General features: G+C 57.6%; 12 protein-coding genes. 9 read left to right on the forward strand and 3 right to left on the reverse strand.

All coding sequences use genetic code 11. The annotated features are described in order from the left end of the window. Nucleotides 1-540: 540 nt before the first annotated feature. From AB4Y89_RS20685 to AB4Y89_RS20705, 5 genes are all read left to right on the forward strand, one after another. On the forward strand, nt 541-1,269 hold the full coding sequence (locus AB4Y89_RS20685; RefSeq protein WP_442302837.1) for an SDR family oxidoreductase: 729 nt from the start codon (nt 541-543) through the stop codon (nt 1,267-1,269). A 58-nt stretch (nt 1,270-1,327) separates the two neighbouring features. Next, the gene (locus AB4Y89_RS20690; RefSeq protein WP_442302838.1) at nt 1,328-2,227 is read left to right on the forward strand and encodes an SDR family oxidoreductase; all 900 of its coding nucleotides are present in this window, start codon (nt 1,328-1,330) and stop codon (nt 2,225-2,227) included. A gap of 544 nt (nt 2,228-2,771) precedes the next feature. Then, on the forward strand, nt 2,772-4,106 hold the full coding sequence (locus AB4Y89_RS20695; protein ID WP_442302839.1) for a hypothetical protein: 1,335 nt from the start codon (nt 2,772-2,774) through the stop codon (nt 4,104-4,106). A gap of 434 nt (nt 4,107-4,540) precedes the next feature. Continuing rightward, on the forward strand, nt 4,541-4,987 hold the full coding sequence (locus tag AB4Y89_RS20700) for a hypothetical protein (protein ID WP_442302840.1): 447 nt from the start codon (nt 4,541-4,543) through the stop codon (nt 4,985-4,987). A 781-nt stretch (nt 4,988-5,768) separates the two neighbouring features. Next, nucleotides 5,769-8,042, forward strand: a complete 2,274-nt coding sequence (locus AB4Y89_RS20705; protein WP_442302841.1) for a GH92 family glycosyl hydrolase — start codon at nt 5,769-5,771, stop codon at nt 8,040-8,042. 412 nt (nt 8,043-8,454) lie between these two features. Here AB4Y89_RS20705 and AB4Y89_RS20710 read toward each other — a convergent pair whose 3' ends face one another. Continuing rightward, nucleotides 8,455-10,011, reverse strand: a complete 1,557-nt coding sequence (locus AB4Y89_RS20710; RefSeq protein WP_442302842.1) for a carboxylesterase/lipase family protein — start codon at nt 10,009-10,011, stop codon at nt 8,455-8,457. A gap of 475 nt (nt 10,012-10,486) precedes the next feature. On the opposite strand from AB4Y89_RS20710, the gene murJ reads away from it, so the two are divergent. The 4 genes from murJ to AB4Y89_RS20730 all read left to right on the forward strand — a co-directional run bounded on the left by murJ (nt 10,487) and on the right by AB4Y89_RS20730 (nt 15,666). Continuing rightward, nucleotides 10,487-12,067 carry a murein biosynthesis integral membrane protein MurJ gene (murJ, locus tag AB4Y89_RS20715; RefSeq protein WP_442302843.1) on the forward strand — a complete coding sequence of 527 codons (1,581 nt, stop codon included), beginning with the start codon at nt 10,487-10,489 and terminating at the stop codon, nt 12,065-12,067. 13 nt (nt 12,068-12,080) lie between these two features. Next, the gene (locus AB4Y89_RS20720; RefSeq protein WP_442302844.1) at nt 12,081-12,569 is read left to right on the forward strand and encodes a GNAT family N-acetyltransferase; all 489 of its coding nucleotides are present in this window, start codon (nt 12,081-12,083) and stop codon (nt 12,567-12,569) included. A gap of 126 nt (nt 12,570-12,695) precedes the next feature. Further along, nucleotides 12,696-14,084, forward strand: a complete 1,389-nt coding sequence (locus AB4Y89_RS20725; protein WP_442302845.1) for an ATP-binding protein — start codon at nt 12,696-12,698, stop codon at nt 14,082-14,084. A 508-nt stretch (nt 14,085-14,592) separates the two neighbouring features. Then, a complete protein-coding gene (locus AB4Y89_RS20730) occupies nt 14,593-15,666 on the forward strand; it encodes a class I SAM-dependent methyltransferase (RefSeq protein WP_442302846.1) in 1,074 nt (357 codons plus the stop codon). A 323-nt stretch (nt 15,667-15,989) separates the two neighbouring features. Here AB4Y89_RS20730 and AB4Y89_RS20735 read toward each other — a convergent pair whose 3' ends face one another. Beyond that, on the reverse strand, nt 15,990-16,175 hold the full coding sequence (locus AB4Y89_RS20735) for a hypothetical protein (RefSeq protein ID WP_442302847.1): 186 nt from the start codon (nt 16,173-16,175) through the stop codon (nt 15,990-15,992). A 55-nt stretch (nt 16,176-16,230) separates the two neighbouring features. Further along, on the reverse strand, nt 16,231-17,214 hold the full coding sequence (locus AB4Y89_RS20740; RefSeq protein WP_442302848.1) for a SpoIIE family protein phosphatase: 984 nt from the start codon (nt 17,212-17,214) through the stop codon (nt 16,231-16,233). Nucleotides 17,215-17,395: the final 181 nt, after the last annotated feature.

Raw genomic sequence — 17,395 nt, forward strand, 5'->3', positions numbered from 1 at the left:
CCGCCGCCACCGCCTACAACCTCAAACGCATCTACATCCTCCAGAAATCCCACTAAAACAGCTCCCATCCACACTCAACAATGAAATCCTCCAACAACGGCTCACTCATCCAGAGAGATGATGCCTCTCTCACACAGACTCTTCAGCCCTTGATCTCTCAATGTGCCCGATACCTGGGGCCGTTGCCCCAGGCTGGTATAGAGCGCGCCTTTCCACCCCAATGAACAAGTTCATTGGGGACCCCGGCCTTCAGCGCTCAGAGCGGTGGCACCTTTTGATTTGTCATTTCGAAGCGTAGCGGAGAAATCTGCTTCTCATCTCTGCCGGGTGCCCACCCTCACGGAGTTAGGGTGGGTTAGGAATGCCCAAAAATCCTAGCAAAACAGCAGAACGAATTTGTCGATACAGCTTAGATCTTGGTATGCACAAAACACATATTCGATATTCGCACTATGTATTGGATTTATATTCTGGGCCGGCGCATTCTTCATTCATAAGTCAGCTTCGAGCAACGAAGCTGCCTGGAAGAGGAGAACGATCATGGCAAAGACAGCAATTGTTACTGGAGCATCCCGCGGCATTGGCCGCACGATCGCGAAGCGGCTGGCCGCCGATGGATTTGCAGTGGTAGTGAACTATGCGGGGAACAGTGAACTAGCGCAGGAGGTTGTGAACGAGATCCGCAATGGCGATGGCGAGGCTCTGGCAGTGAAGGCGGATGTGAGCAACGCTGACGATGTGAAGCAGTTGTTCGACAAGACGATTGAGGCTTATGGACACGTCGATGTGGTGGTGAACAACGCCGGCATCATGCCTCTGTCACCAATCTCGAAGGGCGATGTGGAGACCTTCGACAAGGTGATCCAGACCAATCTGCGCGGAGCCTTCCTGGTGCTGTCGCAGGCGGCGCAGCATGTGGCGGAGGGTGGCCGCATCATCGCCTTCTCGTCGAGTGTGCTGGCGAAGTCATTCCCGACCTATGGACCGTACATCGCGTCGAAGGCCGGTGTAGAAGGCCTGGTGCCGGTGCTGGCGAATGAGCTGCGCGGACGCAACGTCACGGTGAATGCGGTGGCTCCGGGGCCGACGGGAACTGATCTGTTTCTGAATGGCAAGACGCAGGAGCAGATTGCGCAGCTCAGCAAGCTGGCTCCGCTGGAGCGGTTAGGGCAGCCTGAGGATATCGCCAACGTTGTCTCGTTCCTTGCCGGACCAGACGGCGGCTGGGTGAATGCACAGGTGCTTCGCGCGAATGGCGGCTTCGCCTGAGATGCGGCCATAACGTACAGGTCATCACCAACGCAACAGGAACAGAAAGGGAACTGCGATGAAGAACGTTATTGTGATCACGGGAGCATCGAGTGGGTTTGGAGCGCTGATGGCGCGCGCTCTGGCCAAGGCAGGACACACCGTCTACGCGAGCATGCGCGACACCGCCGGACGCAACGCACCGCAGGTGGAGGCGGCGAAGACGTTCTCTGAGGAGAACGGAGCTGACCTCAGGACGATTGAGCTGGATGTGGCCTCACAGGAGTCGGCCGATGCGGCCATCGCCAGGATCGTGGCAGAGAACGGGCGCCTGGATGTGGTGATCCATAACGCCGGTCACATGGTCTTCGGGCCTGCGGAGGCATTCACACAGGAGCAGTTGGCGGAGCTGTATGACATAAATGTGCTGAGCACACAGCGTGTGAACCGGGCAGCGCTGCCGCAGTTGCGCAAGCAGCGGAAGGGGCTGGTGATCTGGATCTCCAGCAGCAGCGCCGCGGGTGGCACGCCTCCGTATCTGGCGCCGTACTTTGCGGCGAAGGCGGGGATGGATGCGCTGGCGGTGATCTATGCTCGCGAGCTGACGCGCTGGGGCATCGAGACCTCGATCGTGGTTCCGGGAGCGTTTACAGGTGGGACGAATCACTTCGCGCACTCCGGGCGACCTGCCGACCAGGAGCGGGCGGCGGAGTACGAGGCGGGGCCGTATAAGAACTTCGGCGAAGAGGTGATGAAGGGCTTCGCGGCTATCGTTCCGGAGGATGCCGATGTCGCTGCGGTCGGCGAGGCGGTGGTGAAGATTGTCGATGCACCGTTCGGTAAGCGTCCGTTCCGTGTCCATGTCGACCCGACCCAGGATGGAGCCGAGGTGGTGAACGGCGTGCTCGATCGTGTGCGGGCGGAGATGCTGCACAGGGTCGGACTTGCGGACCTGTTGACGCCTGCCAAGGTTGGCTGACGAATCGGCGTACCCGGTTGGGGGGGAGCATGGAGGGAAGCCTGCTGGCCCCAGCCATTTATGTCAGGCATCCGGCACAGGTCGAGTGCCGCTCGTTAATACGAGTGCCGCTCGTTAATATAAGAGGCGCCTGTTTCCGTCCCCAAAAAAATGCCCTAGATAGCGAACTATCCAGGGCCCAATGGAAGCTTGTTGATCGGACAGTGGGGTTTGTCCGAGATATCGAGAACGGCGGCAGATTGGCCGATCGGACGCGCCGGTGAGCCAAAGAGGGGTGGCCGGCGACTGCGGGCGAACGGGAACCAGGAACGCAGCCCGCCAACCAGATACACCGTAGCTGTCTCGGTTGCGAGACTTCCAGACAATTCACCGAAACAGAAAATTTGCCCTGTGTTTTCAAGGAGATGTGCGATGTTAAATCACCCGTTATTGCGACCAAAATAGACGTGTATCCGTCATTTAACGGGCTGGCGTAGGATAGCGATATCGCCGAACAGTTATCGCCAGGCTGTAATCGCCAGGCAAGGGAAAGGTCGATCACCCGGTGTCAGATCTCGAAGCAGTGCCGCCGCTTGCGAAGCGTGAATTGGTCAGCCGGATTATTGCTTCGAAGGACTTCCATCGATCGGAACGCCTCTCGAGCTTTTTGCAGCACATCTGCGAGCTCGAGATCCAGGGAAGGGTCTCGGAGATTAACGAGAAGGACATCGGGCGGACGGTCTTCCAGTTGCCGACCGACTACGACCCCAGTATCGACGGCATTGTGCGATCCCATGCCAGCCGTCTGCGCCGCAAGCTGGAGACGTATTACCAGCACGAAGGCCGTGAGGAGACGATCCGCCTGGTAATTCCGCGCGGCGCCTATCAGCCTCGCTTTGAGTTGTGCGTTCCAGAATGTGTTCCCGGAGACGGTCCGAGACACGGTCCAGCAGAAGCGGGGGTGCCCTCGGAGGAGCAGGAGATCGAGGATGTCTCGGCGGACGATGCCGACAGCCGGGACGATGCCTGGGAGAAAGAGGCTGCTTCAGGCCTAAGAATGCTCTGGATCGGTGGCGCCGCGGTTGCTCTGTTTGTGGTGCTATCGCTTGCCGGTATCTGGTTCTACCGCGCCCACCGTGGAAATCTCGCCACGGAGCGCGGGTTATGGCCCCAGATCTTCAGCAGTCAGCGCCCGACGATCCTGGTGCCGAGCGATAGCAGCCTCGCCGTGTGGCAGGAGTTCAAGCGTACCAACCTCACTTTGGCGGACTATCTGACCTTTCCCTATGGGAAGGAGGATGGGCCTTCCAGTCCGGAGCAGCACCTGGCATCGACGGTGTTCGCGCGGCGTTACACCTCCGTGGTGGATCTGGAGATCATCCAGAAGCTTTCGCACGTTGCGCGAGGGCAGAACGTCGAGCCGTCGCTGCGTTATGCGCGCGATGTCAGGCCGAACGACCTGAAGCAGAGCAACGTTGTGCTGATCGGGAGCAGTGAGACCAATCCATGGGGCTTGATGTTCCAAGGCGGCATGAACTTCATTCTGAAGAAAGACTGGGAGCGGGGAATCTACAGGATCGAGAACCGAAAGCCGTTGCCGGAAGAGGCCGCGGAATGGATCTCAGACCCCAATGAGCGAACCCGTACGGTCTACTGCAAGGTCTCGTACCTGGCCAATCCCAGCGGAGCGGGCAACATCCTGATCCTGGAAGGAACCTCCATGGCGGCTACGGCGTGTGCATGGGAGTTTGTCTCGAACCAGGAGCGTCTGAGGCAGTTCTGGCAACAGGCGAAGGTGACGGGCGACAGGTCGCCCCACTTCGAAGTTCTGCTTAAGACGAGTAATCTTGACGGCGATGCGTCCGCGAGTTCCGTGGTCGCATGGCGTGTGAACCCGTAGGTGAGAGATTGTTCGAAGATGGTGGGAGCAGCCCCCAACGACTCCCATCCCTAGGTGCATCGATGGCTTGGTGGACCTGAGACAGCCCAGAGCTCGAACCGTTCACCCAACCGAACCAAGCCCACTGAGGACCCGGAATATCCCACCGCGTCGTTTGTCATTCGCGCGAACAAATTCGCCGGTGATTGTTTGCCGATTAGATGTATTCCGTGTTTATGAATTATCGCTAATCTTCGTCGCAGTAACAGCCGTACGTTGATGAACTTAACGCGAGATGTAAGAGCTTTCATTCGAACGACTTGCCGGCATCTTCACGGTAACTTCACAGTGAAATCGCGCTATCACGGTGAAATACTTTGCCAATTATTTTTGACCTGCCGATACTCCCTAACACCCGCCCCGTAGCGCATGACCGGCAGGCCAGGAGGTCATACATGAACCGAAGAAAGGCAAACCTGATTAAACAGATTCTCGAGGGCTTGGCACTGCCCCCGTTGAGTCTGGCATTCCTAAGCGGGAGGCATCTTCTTGCGCATGATATGACCGCAGCGTTTGCAGCAAGCCTGACGGGTCGCGGCGGTGTAAGTGTTACCGATGCGACCGTGACCATGACGCACACTGGTACCAAAATTGCAGGCGGCCGTCACCATCGTCATAGTCTATGGATATACGACTTTCATCGCGCTGCCGAGCGGGAAGTCATTGGTTCCACGCATTTCGTTGCGAAGGATAGTCACCGTTTCCTTCGAGCTGCACTCGATACAGCGTTCGACATGCAATCGCCACAGTTCAAAGGCATTACGTTGCTGATGGGCCAGGCGAGGGAGCTCGTCACTTTTCCCGTCCGCAACACGATTGAGGTTACGCCGGCTATCAAGTAATAGCTCGCGAACCTCCGTTCCTGCACGGCAAGACATAAGTGCACTATAGCGGATACACATAAACATTTTTCTCATTGTTTCAAATCTGGAAGCGGCCCCTATGACCCGAAAGAATAGAATTCGCAAAACAGCTACTCCCTGGTATGCCAGCGGCAGATCCCCGAAACTAACCCAGATAATGGAGAGACTCCATATCCCTCACGATTACGAGCTGCAGATCTTCCATAACGAACAGGTCTTTGCTCACGAAGGCCCGGATGACTGTACTGCTTGGATCGTAGAGACGATGCCGGATGATATCTCTTGCAAGGCAATCTCCAGTTTCGAGACCATCCTTCACACTCTGGAGCACAAGCTGGGAATCCCAGACTCATCTCTCATTCAGATCATGGATGACTATGTGAGATTTGGATGTTCCAGTTTGAGACTCAAGACCACACCGGCCAAGCTGCATGACGCGGGGCTTCTAGTTATCCATTGATGGGATATCTAGTTCAACAGCCTTTTTGTTTGTCATTTCGTAGCGGTCGGAGGAAGCGGAGAAATCTGCTTTTCTTCCCATGTATTTTGGCGCCCATAGGTAAGAAAAGGCGGTCGCGCGCGGCTCTATAGATCGGGCCTTTTAGCCCTGGGCCTTTATCTTCTTCGGAAGGAAGGGTCAGGGCTATAGCCGCTGCTCCCACCCATCCCATCCAATAGCGACATCGTTAACGCAGGTGGAGTATAAAAGACGTCTGTGATGCGACATCTTTTCCGCAATACTCTTGTTTTTGTTTCGTGTATGTCTGCCGCGTTGTGGGCGCAGAAGGCTTCTGAGATCGATCCCATGTTGGGCGCCGATAAAGGCGGGAATGTTTTCGTGGGGCCTACGCTGCCCTTCGGCATGGCGAAACCCGGACCTGACTATGGGACCAACCAGGGCAACGCCGGATGGGCGGCTACGGGTAATCTGAACGGCTTCTCACAACTGCATGTTTCAGGGACGGGCGGTGGGCCGAAGTATGGCAATATCTCGGTGCAGCCGATGTTGGGTAAGGCTGATCCGGCGCACAGCTCGGTGCCGCGCAAGGATGAGCATGCCGAGGTTGGTTATTACACAGTCGGTCTAGGTGACACGGGCATCCGTGCGGAGATCACGACGGCGCGACGTACGCCTGTGTATCGGTTTACATATCCTGACGGGCAGCAGCGCACGTTGCTGGTGGATGTTGGCCATCTGCTGATGAAGCTGCATGATTCGCCTCATCGTTATGACGAAGGCCAGATCGTTTCTTCGACCGAGGTGCAGGTGTTATCGCCGACAGAGATCGCCGGCGAACAGGACTCAGTGATCGGATGGAATATCCAGACCACGCCGATGCGGGTGTACTTCTACCTGGTGACCGATACCCCTGCAGTGACCAGCGGCATCTGGGAGGACGGCAAGGCTCCACAGGATGGCGCGAAGACGGCGAGCTACAAGATGCCGTTCACGATGAAGACGCTGCCGAAGCCTCCGGCGCCGATCGTCAGCACGGGAGCGTATCTGACCTTTGCCCCTGGCGCAAAGCCAGTGATCGTGAAGGTGGGTGTTTCGTTTGTCTCGATCGAGCAGGCGAAGAAGAATGCGATGACTGAGGTTGCCGGCTTCGACTTCGACGGCACACGCAAGGCAGTGGTTGCGGCGTGGGACAAGGAGCTATCGACGACCAAGGTGGAGGGCGGCACAGCGGATGAGCGGCAGCAGTTTGCCACGGGGCTGTATCACTCCATGCTGATGCCGGTGGATCGCACTGGTGAGAATCCGCTGTGGAAGAGCACTCTTCCGTACTACGACGACTTCTACTGCATCTGGGATACCTTCCGTTCTTCGACGCCGCTGCTGACTCTGATCGCGCCGAAGCGCGTGGCCGGCATTCTGCAGTCGCTGCTGGAGATTCAAGACCACGACGGTTTCTTCGTCGATGGCCGCTCCGGCAACTTCGCGGGAAGAACGCAGGGCGGCTCTGACGCAGAGATGATGTTCACCGACGCCTATCTAAAGCATGTTCCGGGCCTCGACTGGGAGCGTGTGTACAAGGCCATGCGGCATGACGCCGATGTGGAGTCGACCGATCCCATTCGCTTCGGCCGCGGTGACATGGACGAGTGGAAGAAGCTGGGATATCTCTCAATCGAGCACTCCGACCCTGCCGGCGGAGCGGACCGTCCAGGTTCACGCTCAATGGAGTACGCGGCGAACGACTATGCTGTAGCGTTGCTGGCGAAGGGGCTGCAGCACGATGCCGATGCGAAGCTCTTTGCGGAGCGCTCGAGCAACTGGAAGAAGCTGTGGTATCCCGAAGCGGTGGACCACACCGAGGGCGGCGACATCAAGGGCTTCATCTGGATGAAGCATGCGGATGGAAGCTGGAAGGCGCAGTTCAATCCGCGCCTGGTGGGCACCTGGTATACGGATAACTTCTACGAGGCCAGCACCTGGACCTACTCTCTTTATGTACCGCAGGATGTGCGTGAGCTGATCAAGACGATCGGCGGCGATGCGGCCTTCAAGAAGCGGCTCGACCTGTTCTTCTCTGAGGCCGGAGAGCATCGCTTTCGCTATCGTTACGATGTAGGCAATGAGCCCGGCTTCCTGACGCCGTATCTCTATAACTGGATCGGCGAGCAGAGCAGCACCGCGAAGACGATTCATGCGGTGCTCGATGCCAGCTATCACTCCGGCAAGGCCGGGTTGCCAGGTAACGATGACTCGGGCGCGATGGGCTCGTTCTATGTCTTCAACCGTATGGGCTACTTCCCGGTCGCGGCGCAGGATGTCTATCTGATCGGCTCGCCGTCGTTTCCGCGTTCGACGATCACGCTGGGTAACGGCAAGCAGTTCTCGGTCCTGGCGGAGAACCTGTCGTCGAGCAATATTTATATTGCGAGCGCGACGTGGAATGGTAAGCCGTATCAGCGTTCGTGGTTCACGCATGAACAGCTTGTTGCCGGCGGAGAGTTGAAGCTGGTGATGACGGATAAACCAACGCACTGGGATACGGGTGAGGCGCCGCCATCGATGTCGGACAAGTAGGAAGAACGAGGGCCGGACGACTGTCCGGCCCTCGTGTTTGTACGGCATGGATGTTCGGGCGTATTGAATTTGAACCTCAGCGGCTAAGGCCGCGTGTCTCTCGAACGTTGTACGGGACGGCTAAAGCCGTCCCCTCAAGCAAGACAATCGCACTTGGGTGCGATTGGTTGCGCTACGCACAACGGTTCAATAAGTTTTCTCGTGAAGCGATGCGAAACAAAAGCATTGTCTTTCTTCGCGCTTCGCGCGAATGCTTTGCTTAAGGGCACGGCCTTAACCGTGCCGAACAAGCGCCTAACACACGCGGCTTTAGCCGCTGAGGGCTTGGTATCGGAGAAGCAGATCTTCCCGCTGACGCCACGAAATGACAAACAAAATATATTCGGAGCAACGAAGATGCTCATCGCAGCCACTATCGCGTCTGCGACGGCTCGCTCGCAAGAAATTCGAATTCTGCATGTGTTGTGTCTAGTGTGACCGTTATCGGGTCGTCAAGGTGAATCAGCTTCTTCTCTTTGTCGTAGCGGGGCCACGTCGGTAGACCGTTGCCGTTTGGGTCGCCGGTGCGAGCGAAGTTGGTCCAGTAAATAACGACTTCATCGCTCAGCTTGCGGTCGGCTGACTGCCATGTCGCTCCCTGGCGCACGTCGAGCGTGCCGAAGACATACTCAAGCTCGGTGGAGTGGAAGGCGTATTTGCCCGTGGGGTGCAGAGGCTCGGCCGGGGCAGGGCGGTCGAAGCGGAAGCGATAGACCGGTGACTGTCCTGTCTTACTTTGCGCCTCGGCCCATCTCCATGCGCCCATGGCAATGAAGCCGTTGGTGGTGAAGTCGTCCGCCGAGCGAATGGCCTGCTCGTCGGTGCTTGCCGGGAAAGCTGCGAGGAACTCATCAGCCTTTGCGCCATAGTGCTCTTTGGCGTAGGCCTTCCATTTTTCAGCGGTCATGTCTTTGGAGAGCGTGCCGGCGCGTTCGTCACGATTCCAGCCGATGATGGAGGGCACATGCGTCTGCCGGCCTGCGGCGTAGGCATCTGGCAGGGACTCCGGAAGGAAGGCTCCGTCGACAACGGCGGAGAAGCCGATGCCGCTCTGCTTCTGTGTGGCTTCCAGAATCTTGCCGGCGGGTAGGGCGCGAAGTTCTTCGAGATTGTTTGCGCCGAGTGCGGCGACGAAAGCCTGATCGCGTTTGGCGCGTTCGTTGGCCGCGGTCATTGGAATGGTGCTACCGAAGAAGGCTCCGCTCTCTCCGATGACTTTGTGAAAGAGTCCGCGTGCCGAGGGCGCTACGGTGAGCGCGCTCACCGCAAAGGAGCCGGCGCTTTCACCGAAGATGGTGACGTTGTTTGCATCGCCGCCAAATGCTGCGATGTTAGCCTTCACCCAGCGCAGTGCGGCCACCTGATCCATAAAGCCATAGTTACCGGCGTGGCCGCCCTGTTCTCTGGCCAGGTCTTCACTGGCGAGGAAACCGAAGACGTTCAGGCGGTAGTTCAGCGTGACGACGATGACACCCTTTGCTACGAGCGCGGGATTGGTATAGCGCGGCTCAGAAGCTGCACCGGCGAGGAAGCCTCCACCGTGGATCCAGACCATGACGGGGAGTTTGCTGCCCTGCTTCGCCGCCGCAGGTGTGTAGACATTGAGATAGAGGCAGTCTTCGGAAGGACCGGCGTCAGTAAAGATGTAATCGTCCCAGATATGCCATTGCTGACAGCGATGGCCGAACTTCGTCGCATCGCGAGTGCCGCTCCATGCGGAGGGCGGCTCAGGAGCTTTCCAACGAAGATTGCCCACAGGAGGCGCGGCGTAGGGCAAACCGAGGAAGGCCTTCTCTTTGCCGTCGTGAATCCATTTACCCACGGCTTCGCCCTGTGCGGTTTTTACTTGCGGTGCTGACGCCTGCGCGTGAACTAATCCCGCAGAGAAGCAAGCGAGAACGCCACCAAGCAATGTAGTACGGATTTTCATGTCTTACCTCTCGCGGGTCGTGTCAACGATAGAGCATTTTTCCTGTAGGTGTCGTGTAGGTTTGCGCATCGATGGGCGTTTTCCGTAGTGAACCCGCTGCACGTTCCTCCCGGGATACTTTTGTTTGTCATTTCGGAGCGTCAGCGGAGAAATCTGCTTCTCCGATACATTGCCCTCGGCGGCTAAAGCCGCATGTCTTTTGACCTTGATACGGTACGGCTAAAAGCCGTCCCCTCAAGCAAGGCATTCGCACCTGCGGTGCGAAATGGTTGCGCTACGCGCAACGGGAGGACGGAGCTGAGCACGATCCGCCCTGTATCCGTTCGCGCGTAGCGCGATGTCGTGCTTAAGGGCACGGCTTCAGCCGTGCCGATACAAAGGTGAAAGATATGCGGCTTTAGCCGCTGAGGTGCGATCTGTTGGAGAAGCAAGTCCTTCTTATTACGAAATAGCAAAGAGTTTTTATAATCATGGTTTGAAGACACAAGTTCGCAGCAGTTCCACCAAGACACACGCACTGGCCGTTGCCACGGGCATTTTGCTCAGCCGTGTTGTCGGATTAGTCCGCGACCGGATCTTTGCCCATTATTTCGGCAACTCCGACGCCGCCGACGCCTTTCGCGCAGCATTTCGCATCCCGAACTTCCTGCAAAATCTCTTCGGAGAGGGCGTGCTTTCGGCGTCGTTTATCCCGGTATACGCGCGCCTGAATGCGGAGGATCGGCACGAAGAGGCCTCCGAGCTGGCCGAGGCCATTTTTTCTCTTCTGCTGTTCGTTGGAACGATCTTCGTCGTTGCCGGAGTCCTGATTACGCCGTGGCTCATCGACCTGATTGCGCCCGGTTTTCATGGTGAGAAACGGCTGCTGACCATTCACCTGGTACAGATTCTCTTTCCCGGTGCAGCGCTGCTGGTGCTCTCTGCGTGGTGCCTTGGCATTCTGAACAGTCATCGCCGGTTCCTGTTGTCTTACGCTGCTCCGGTGATGTGGAACGTTGCCCTGATCGCAACGCTGCTCTGGGGAGGCGGTCATCACTCCGAGTCCCGTCTGTCCGTGCTGCTCGCGATTGGCTCGGTTGTCGGCAGCGCGTTGCAGTTCGTGGTGCAGCTGCCGACGGTGATCCGCTTGCTGATGCCGTTGCGTCTGCAGCTCAAGCTGGCGACGGTACACGTCCGCACCGTCGCGAAGAACTTCTTCCCGGTCTTTCTCAGCCGCGGCGTTGTCCAGATCAGCGCCTATATCGACTCCTGGCTGGCCAGCTTTCTCGGCACCGGAGCCGTGGCTGCACTGGGGTACGCGCAGACGCTTTACACGCTGCCGGTCAGCCTGTTCGGAATGGCAGTGTCGGCGGCGGAGCTGCCGGCTATGTCCAGTGCTTTAGGCACGCAGGCTGAGATTGCGGAGGCTCTTCGCAATCGCCTGAAGCAGGGGCTGCAACAGATTGCGTTCTTCGTCATACCGTCCGCGGTGGCGTTTGTTGTGCTGGGAGACGTTGTGGTATCGACCATCTACCGCACCGGCCATTTTCAGGGTGGCGATGTTCTCTTCGTTTGGGCAATTCTGGCAGGGTCCGCGGTAGGTTTGCTCGCCTCTACTTCCGGACGCCTTTATTCCTCTGCCTTTTATGCTCTTCGGAACACGCGCACGCCGCTCAGATTTGCGCTGGTTCGGGTGACGCTCACGCTGGCCCTTGGGTATCTTTGCGCGCTGAAATTGCCACCTCTGATTGGCATCGACCTGCGTTGGGGCAGCGCGGGCCTGACTCTTTCTGCCGGCATCGCCGGATGGCTGGAGTTCCTTTTACTGCGCCGGGCGCTGCACCGTCAGATCGGCGCCGTTCCCTCGTCCAGATCGCGGACCGCTAAGTTATGGCTGGTTGCGATTATGGCTGCGGTTGCCGGCTGGGGACTTAAGCGGGTTCTGCCTTTCCATGCGCCGTTGCTGGTTGGGCCGACTGTGCTGGGGACGTTCGGGGCGATTTACCTGGCGGTGACCCAGTGGATCGGTGTCGGCAATATGGGCGCGGTTAACCGGATCATCAAACGTCGCGGATAACTATAATCAGCAGATGCCGCCGCGGAGTCTGTTAAAAGGTCATTCGCTCATCGATGGTTCTCTGGGCCTTGAGCTCGATACGGTATCGCCTCATCCGGTTCACAAAGTGCCTACCTACTTCTTCCGCATGGTTGATCTCAATACGGGAGGCGAGGTTGGGAGAATCAATCTGAGGGCAGGCTTTGGAGAGCACGTCGAACGGTATGCCGGGCACGTTGGCTATTTTGTCGAGCCTGCATATCGCGGTCATGGCTATGCAGCGCGCTCCTTGCGTCTCTTAGTGCGTATCGCTCGTGGATTGGGAATTGATCCACTGTGGATCACCTGTGACCCGGACAATATTCCATCACGCCGCACCTGTGAGCGTGCAGGAGCGAAATTCATCGAGATCGTCGATGTTCCTGCCGATTGCGTTATTTATCAGGGTGGTCATCGCAGAAAGTGCCGCTACCGGCTGGACCTGAGGGAAACAGGCCAGCCCCGTCCTACTCGTACGGAATAGCAGAGGGGGCTCGTCTCGACTGTCTCGATCTCAGCGGCTAAAGCCGCCGTCTTTGGGGCGCTTGTACGGGACGGCTGAATCGAGAATGGATTTGCTCCGGTTTCTCTTCCCATGAAAGAGGTTCCTGTGTTTGACCGATCTGTGCTGGGTGGCGTCTCTGCCTTCGCGAACCTTCCTGATGACCAGCTTGAGTGGTTCCTGGGTCATACGGAAGAGGTTCATCTTCAGGCGGGAGAGCCGTTCGTGCGGCAAGGCGATCCTCCGGCCTGGCTGTTTGTGCTGCTGGAGGGACAGTTCCAGTGGCGAGGAGCGTTCGGCGGTGACACGGTTGTACTGCCTGCTCCTGCCGGCGATGTCGTTGGGGTATATCCCTTCTCACGCATGAAGGAGTTCACCGTCACCGGTTTGGCGCTGACCCAGGGAAGGCTGTTGCGATTTCCTGCTTCGTTGTATTCGGAGCTGATTCCGAAGATGCCGGAGTTTACGGCGCGGCTGGTTGCGATGATGTCCGACCGGATCAGGGAAGGCACACGCATCGAGCAGCAGAAAGACCGGCTGTTTTCTCTGGGAAGATTGTCGGCAGGTCTGGCGCATGAATTGAACAACCCGGCAGCTGCGGCTGCGCGTGCTGCAAGTCAATTAGAGGAGCATCTGGACCGGCTGAAGTTCGCTTCCTTTGAGCTTGGCCGGTGCGCGCTCTCTGAGGAGCAGCGGTTGGACCTGGTGCAGCTCGAGAAGCACCTCGTACCGGGGTTTGATCCTGATCCGCTGGCGCTGGGCGATCTGGAGGACCAGATTGCATCGGTGTTGCAATCGCTGGGAGAGCACGAGACCTGGCAATCCTCTTCCGCACTGGCAAGGTGCCAGGTCCAGCCGGAGGCGTTGCGGTCGATCCTGCTCAGGCTTGATCCCGTCGCCGTGCATGCGGCTGTGACGCGGCTGGCCGCGACGGCGGAGCTTGCTGTGCTCTCCCGCGCGATTGTGGCCAGCACCACGCGCATCTCGGAACTGGTGGGCGCCGTCAAGGAATACACCTACCTGGATCAGGCGCCCGTACAGGATGTCGATATCGTCCGCAGCCTGGAATCGACGTTGGCGATCTTCGATCACAAGGTGAGGGAAGGGATTACGGTTGTACGCGACTATCAGCCGCTTCCGCTGCTGGTGAACTCGTTCGGAAGCCAGCTCAACCAGGTATGGACGAACCTTATCGTCAACGCCATTGAGGCGATGGCCGGCAAAGGTGAGCTGCGCCTGCGGACATTAGTGCAAGGCGAGATGGTCATCGTCGAGATCGGTGACAACGGTCCAGGTATTCCGGCGGAGATTCGGTCGCACATCTTCGAACCGTTTTTCACGACCAAGGCTATTGGCGAAGGAACAGGACTCGGGCTTGATACGGCGCTACGAATTGCCCGGAATCACCAGGGTGAGATCCATGTTGAGTCCTGTCCTGGGGATACACGTTTTCAAGTGTGGCTTCCGTTGGTGGCCGAAGGAGAGGGGTTGTCTTAGGGGTTTTCCAGTTCAGCCTCCCCAAGCCAGGGGTGGTGTAGCTCTTGCCTTCGTTCGCGCATCGCGCGAATGTATTGCTTAAGGGGACGGCTTTCAGCCGTCCCATATGGAGTCTGAGAGCAACGCGGCTTCAGCCGCTGAGGGCAGGGTTAGGGAGCGTCGGCGAATTTGCCCTTTACTTTGGAACTATAGAGCGGGCCTTCAGCCCTTTAACATCTTGTGGGCACTGAAACCTGGGGCGTTGCCCCAGGCTGGTATGGAGCGCGCCTTTCCACCCCAACGAAACAAGTTCGTTGGGGACCCCGGCCTTCAGCGCTTTAACCACCCACCTTTAGGGAGATACGGACTCCCAAATATCTGGCGAAAAGAGCCCGAATTTCAAGAGTTCCTCAATTGCCCAAAAGCTTGATTTTCACCATGTAAGCGGCGCACAATTACGGCCTCGAAATACGGTCCCCGAAGTAAACCGCTACTGCTCCCGATCTCTCATCGCAAAAAGGAGATTGTTATGGCGACGACACAGGCTCCTGTCATCAATATGGATCAACTAAACGCCTTCTTGGGAAAATTCATCGACGATCTGGGTGCATCCGTGCATGCCGGCATGGTTGTGATCGGCGAAAAGCTCGGGCTATACAAGGCACTTGCCGGTGCACCCGCAACGTCGGCTGAGCTGGCAAAAAAGACGGGAACAGACGAGCGATACCTGCGCGAATGGCTGGCTTCACAGGCAGCAGGCGGATACATCACATACGACGCATCGACTCAGCAGTTCAGCCTCAGTCCGGAACAGGCGTTCACGCTCGCCATGGAGGATAGTCCGGCGTATCTGCCCGGCGCCTTCGAACTGGCACTAGGCTCGTTGGCTGCCGTGCCGCGAATCGCGGAATCTTTTCGCACCGGGGCCGGCATGGGCTGGCATGAGCATGCTGATGGCGTGTTTCATGGGTGCGAGAAGTTCTTCCGGCCAGGCTATGCCGCGAATCTCGTCAGCTCCTGGATTCCTGCACTTCAGGGCGTCCAGGCAAAGCTTGAACAAGGAGCCCGGGTCGCCGACGTTGGGTGTGGCATCGGATCATCAACCATCCTGATGGCCAAAGCCTTTCCGAAATCGGAGTTCTTTGGATTCGATTACCACGACAAATCCGTCGAAGCAGCGCGCGAAAAGGCGCAAAAGGAAGGTCTGTCCGATCGGGTTCACTTCGAGGTGGCCAAAGCCAAAGAGTTTCCTGGCAACAACTACGACTTTGTCGCCGTGTTCGATTGCCTCCACGATATGGGCGACCCCATCGGGGCAGCCAAACATGTGCGGCAGTCTCTGGCTCCAGGGGGTACCTGGATGATTGTCGAGCCTTTTGCCAACGACGAACTCAAAGACAATTTGAATCCAGTCGGCCGGGTCTATTATTCCTTTTCGACGCTCCTGTGCACGCCCTGCTCCCGATCACAGGAGGTCGGAATGTGCCTTGGCGCACAGGCCGGCGAGGCACGAATTCGCGACGTGGTGAGCACCGCGGGGTTCACACATTTCCGGCGGGCCACGGAGACGCCGTTCAATATCGTCTACGAGGCAAGAACGTAGGTCTTTCGACGAGTTCGTTGGGAACTCGAGGCGAGGCGTGTGGTCGATATATAAGCGCTGAAGGCGCGTTCTATACCAGCCTGGGGCAACGCCCCAGGTTTCTTGGCACATGAAATGACAAGGGCTGAAGGCCCGCTCTATAGTTCTGCAGTCGGTTGTTGTCTTGAACGGTATGGGTAGAGAAGCAGATTTCTCCACTTCCTTCGGTCGCTACGAAATGACAAATCAAAAAGGCATTCGCGCTACGCGCTACCGTCCCATGTCCCCGAGGGACATGGGGCACCCAGTGCACGGTCAAATAGCCCAGACGTCCATCGCAACTGCTATGAGAACGCAGCAGCGCGTACCCACGGTAACATCTCCCACCCGTCCTGCTGCCGCTGGAGTGCAACCCACATCCAGTTTCCGGAGAGAGAGCCGCACCAAATGCCTTCCTCTACAAGCGCCAGCGTGTGGTTTGCGTTGAAGAAGACCTCTGTGAACTGATCCGCATCTATGAGCGTTTTCATCGCGGAAAGCGCCCATAGCTGCGAAAGTCCTACACGATACCTAAGGAAAAATAGACTAGCGGCGCCGCACGACTAAAAGGGTTACATCATCAGCGGCTGGAGTTGCTCCGCGGAATTGTCCGAGATCGTGTAGCACGGCATCACACATGGCTTGTGCGCCGTGCGGGAACCGTTGTCTGAGGGTCTGGATCAAACGCTCATGCTGGTAGTCGTCTCCCGATGGACACGTGGCCTCGGTGATGCCATCGGAGTAAAAGACGAGACACTCTCCGACACGTGGAGCGTGCTGCGTCACGGTGTACTGAGCGCTGGGGGAGATACCCAGGGGGAGACCGTTTGAATCCAGACATTCGGTTCCATGATGAAGCAGAAGGAGGGGCGGACAGTGCCCGGCGTTGCATATCTCGATTCCGTCCGTGGTAGCTCGACCGCACACCAGGGTTGCATAGTGCGCCGGCCCAGTGCTTTCGCAGAAGAGGCGGTTCGCTCTTGTGACAAGCTCTGCAAGTGAGAGGTTCATCGACAATAAGCTGCGAAAGATGGCGCTGAGGTGCATCATCAGCAAGGACGCCGCGACTCCTTTGCCGGCCACATCGCCAACTGCGAAAAAGAGGCACTGGTTGCCACTGGCGGCGTCGCCCTGCAGGCTTACCTCGCAGTAGTCGCCTCCCACGGCCCCTACAGGCTCGTAGCGGTACTGTGCCTCCCATCGTTCCAGTGTGAGATTTCTCGGCGGCAAAAGCTGAAATTGGATCTGTGTTGCCAGATCAAGGTCTTTTTGATGCTGTGCCCGTTCTTTGTCGTCCAGGTGATCGAGACAGAATCGGCAAAGAGGGTCGAGCTCCAGCCGATCTTTTTCAATAGAGTCATTACATGTCTCACACAAGCCGTAACGTCCGACCTCAATCTTCGCGAGAGCAGTATCTACTTCCGCAAGAAGCTCTCGAAGATAGTCGTCAGGTACCGATCCTGAAGCGGCCTGGAGTCGAGCGCGACGCTCGACAAGCTGAGGCCGGATTATGTATGGCGCCGTTGCCATAGCGTATTTCTACCTCGTAGCGAGCAATAAAGTATTTCTTCAGCAACAGGGAAAATGCTCTTGCCGGCAATCGCATCAAACCACGTTTTTGATGCTGCCAATAAGGGCAAGTACCAGAATTATTTCTGGTTCCAGCTTGTGAGTTTACGTCGGCAAGACGGTCAGGTGAAAGGGGGCTGCG

Origin of the sequence: Terriglobus sp. 2YAB30_2 (assembly GCF_052114765.1) — a bacterium.
In the GTDB taxonomy this organism is placed as follows: Bacteria; Acidobacteriota; Terriglobia; order Terriglobales; family Acidobacteriaceae; genus Terriglobus.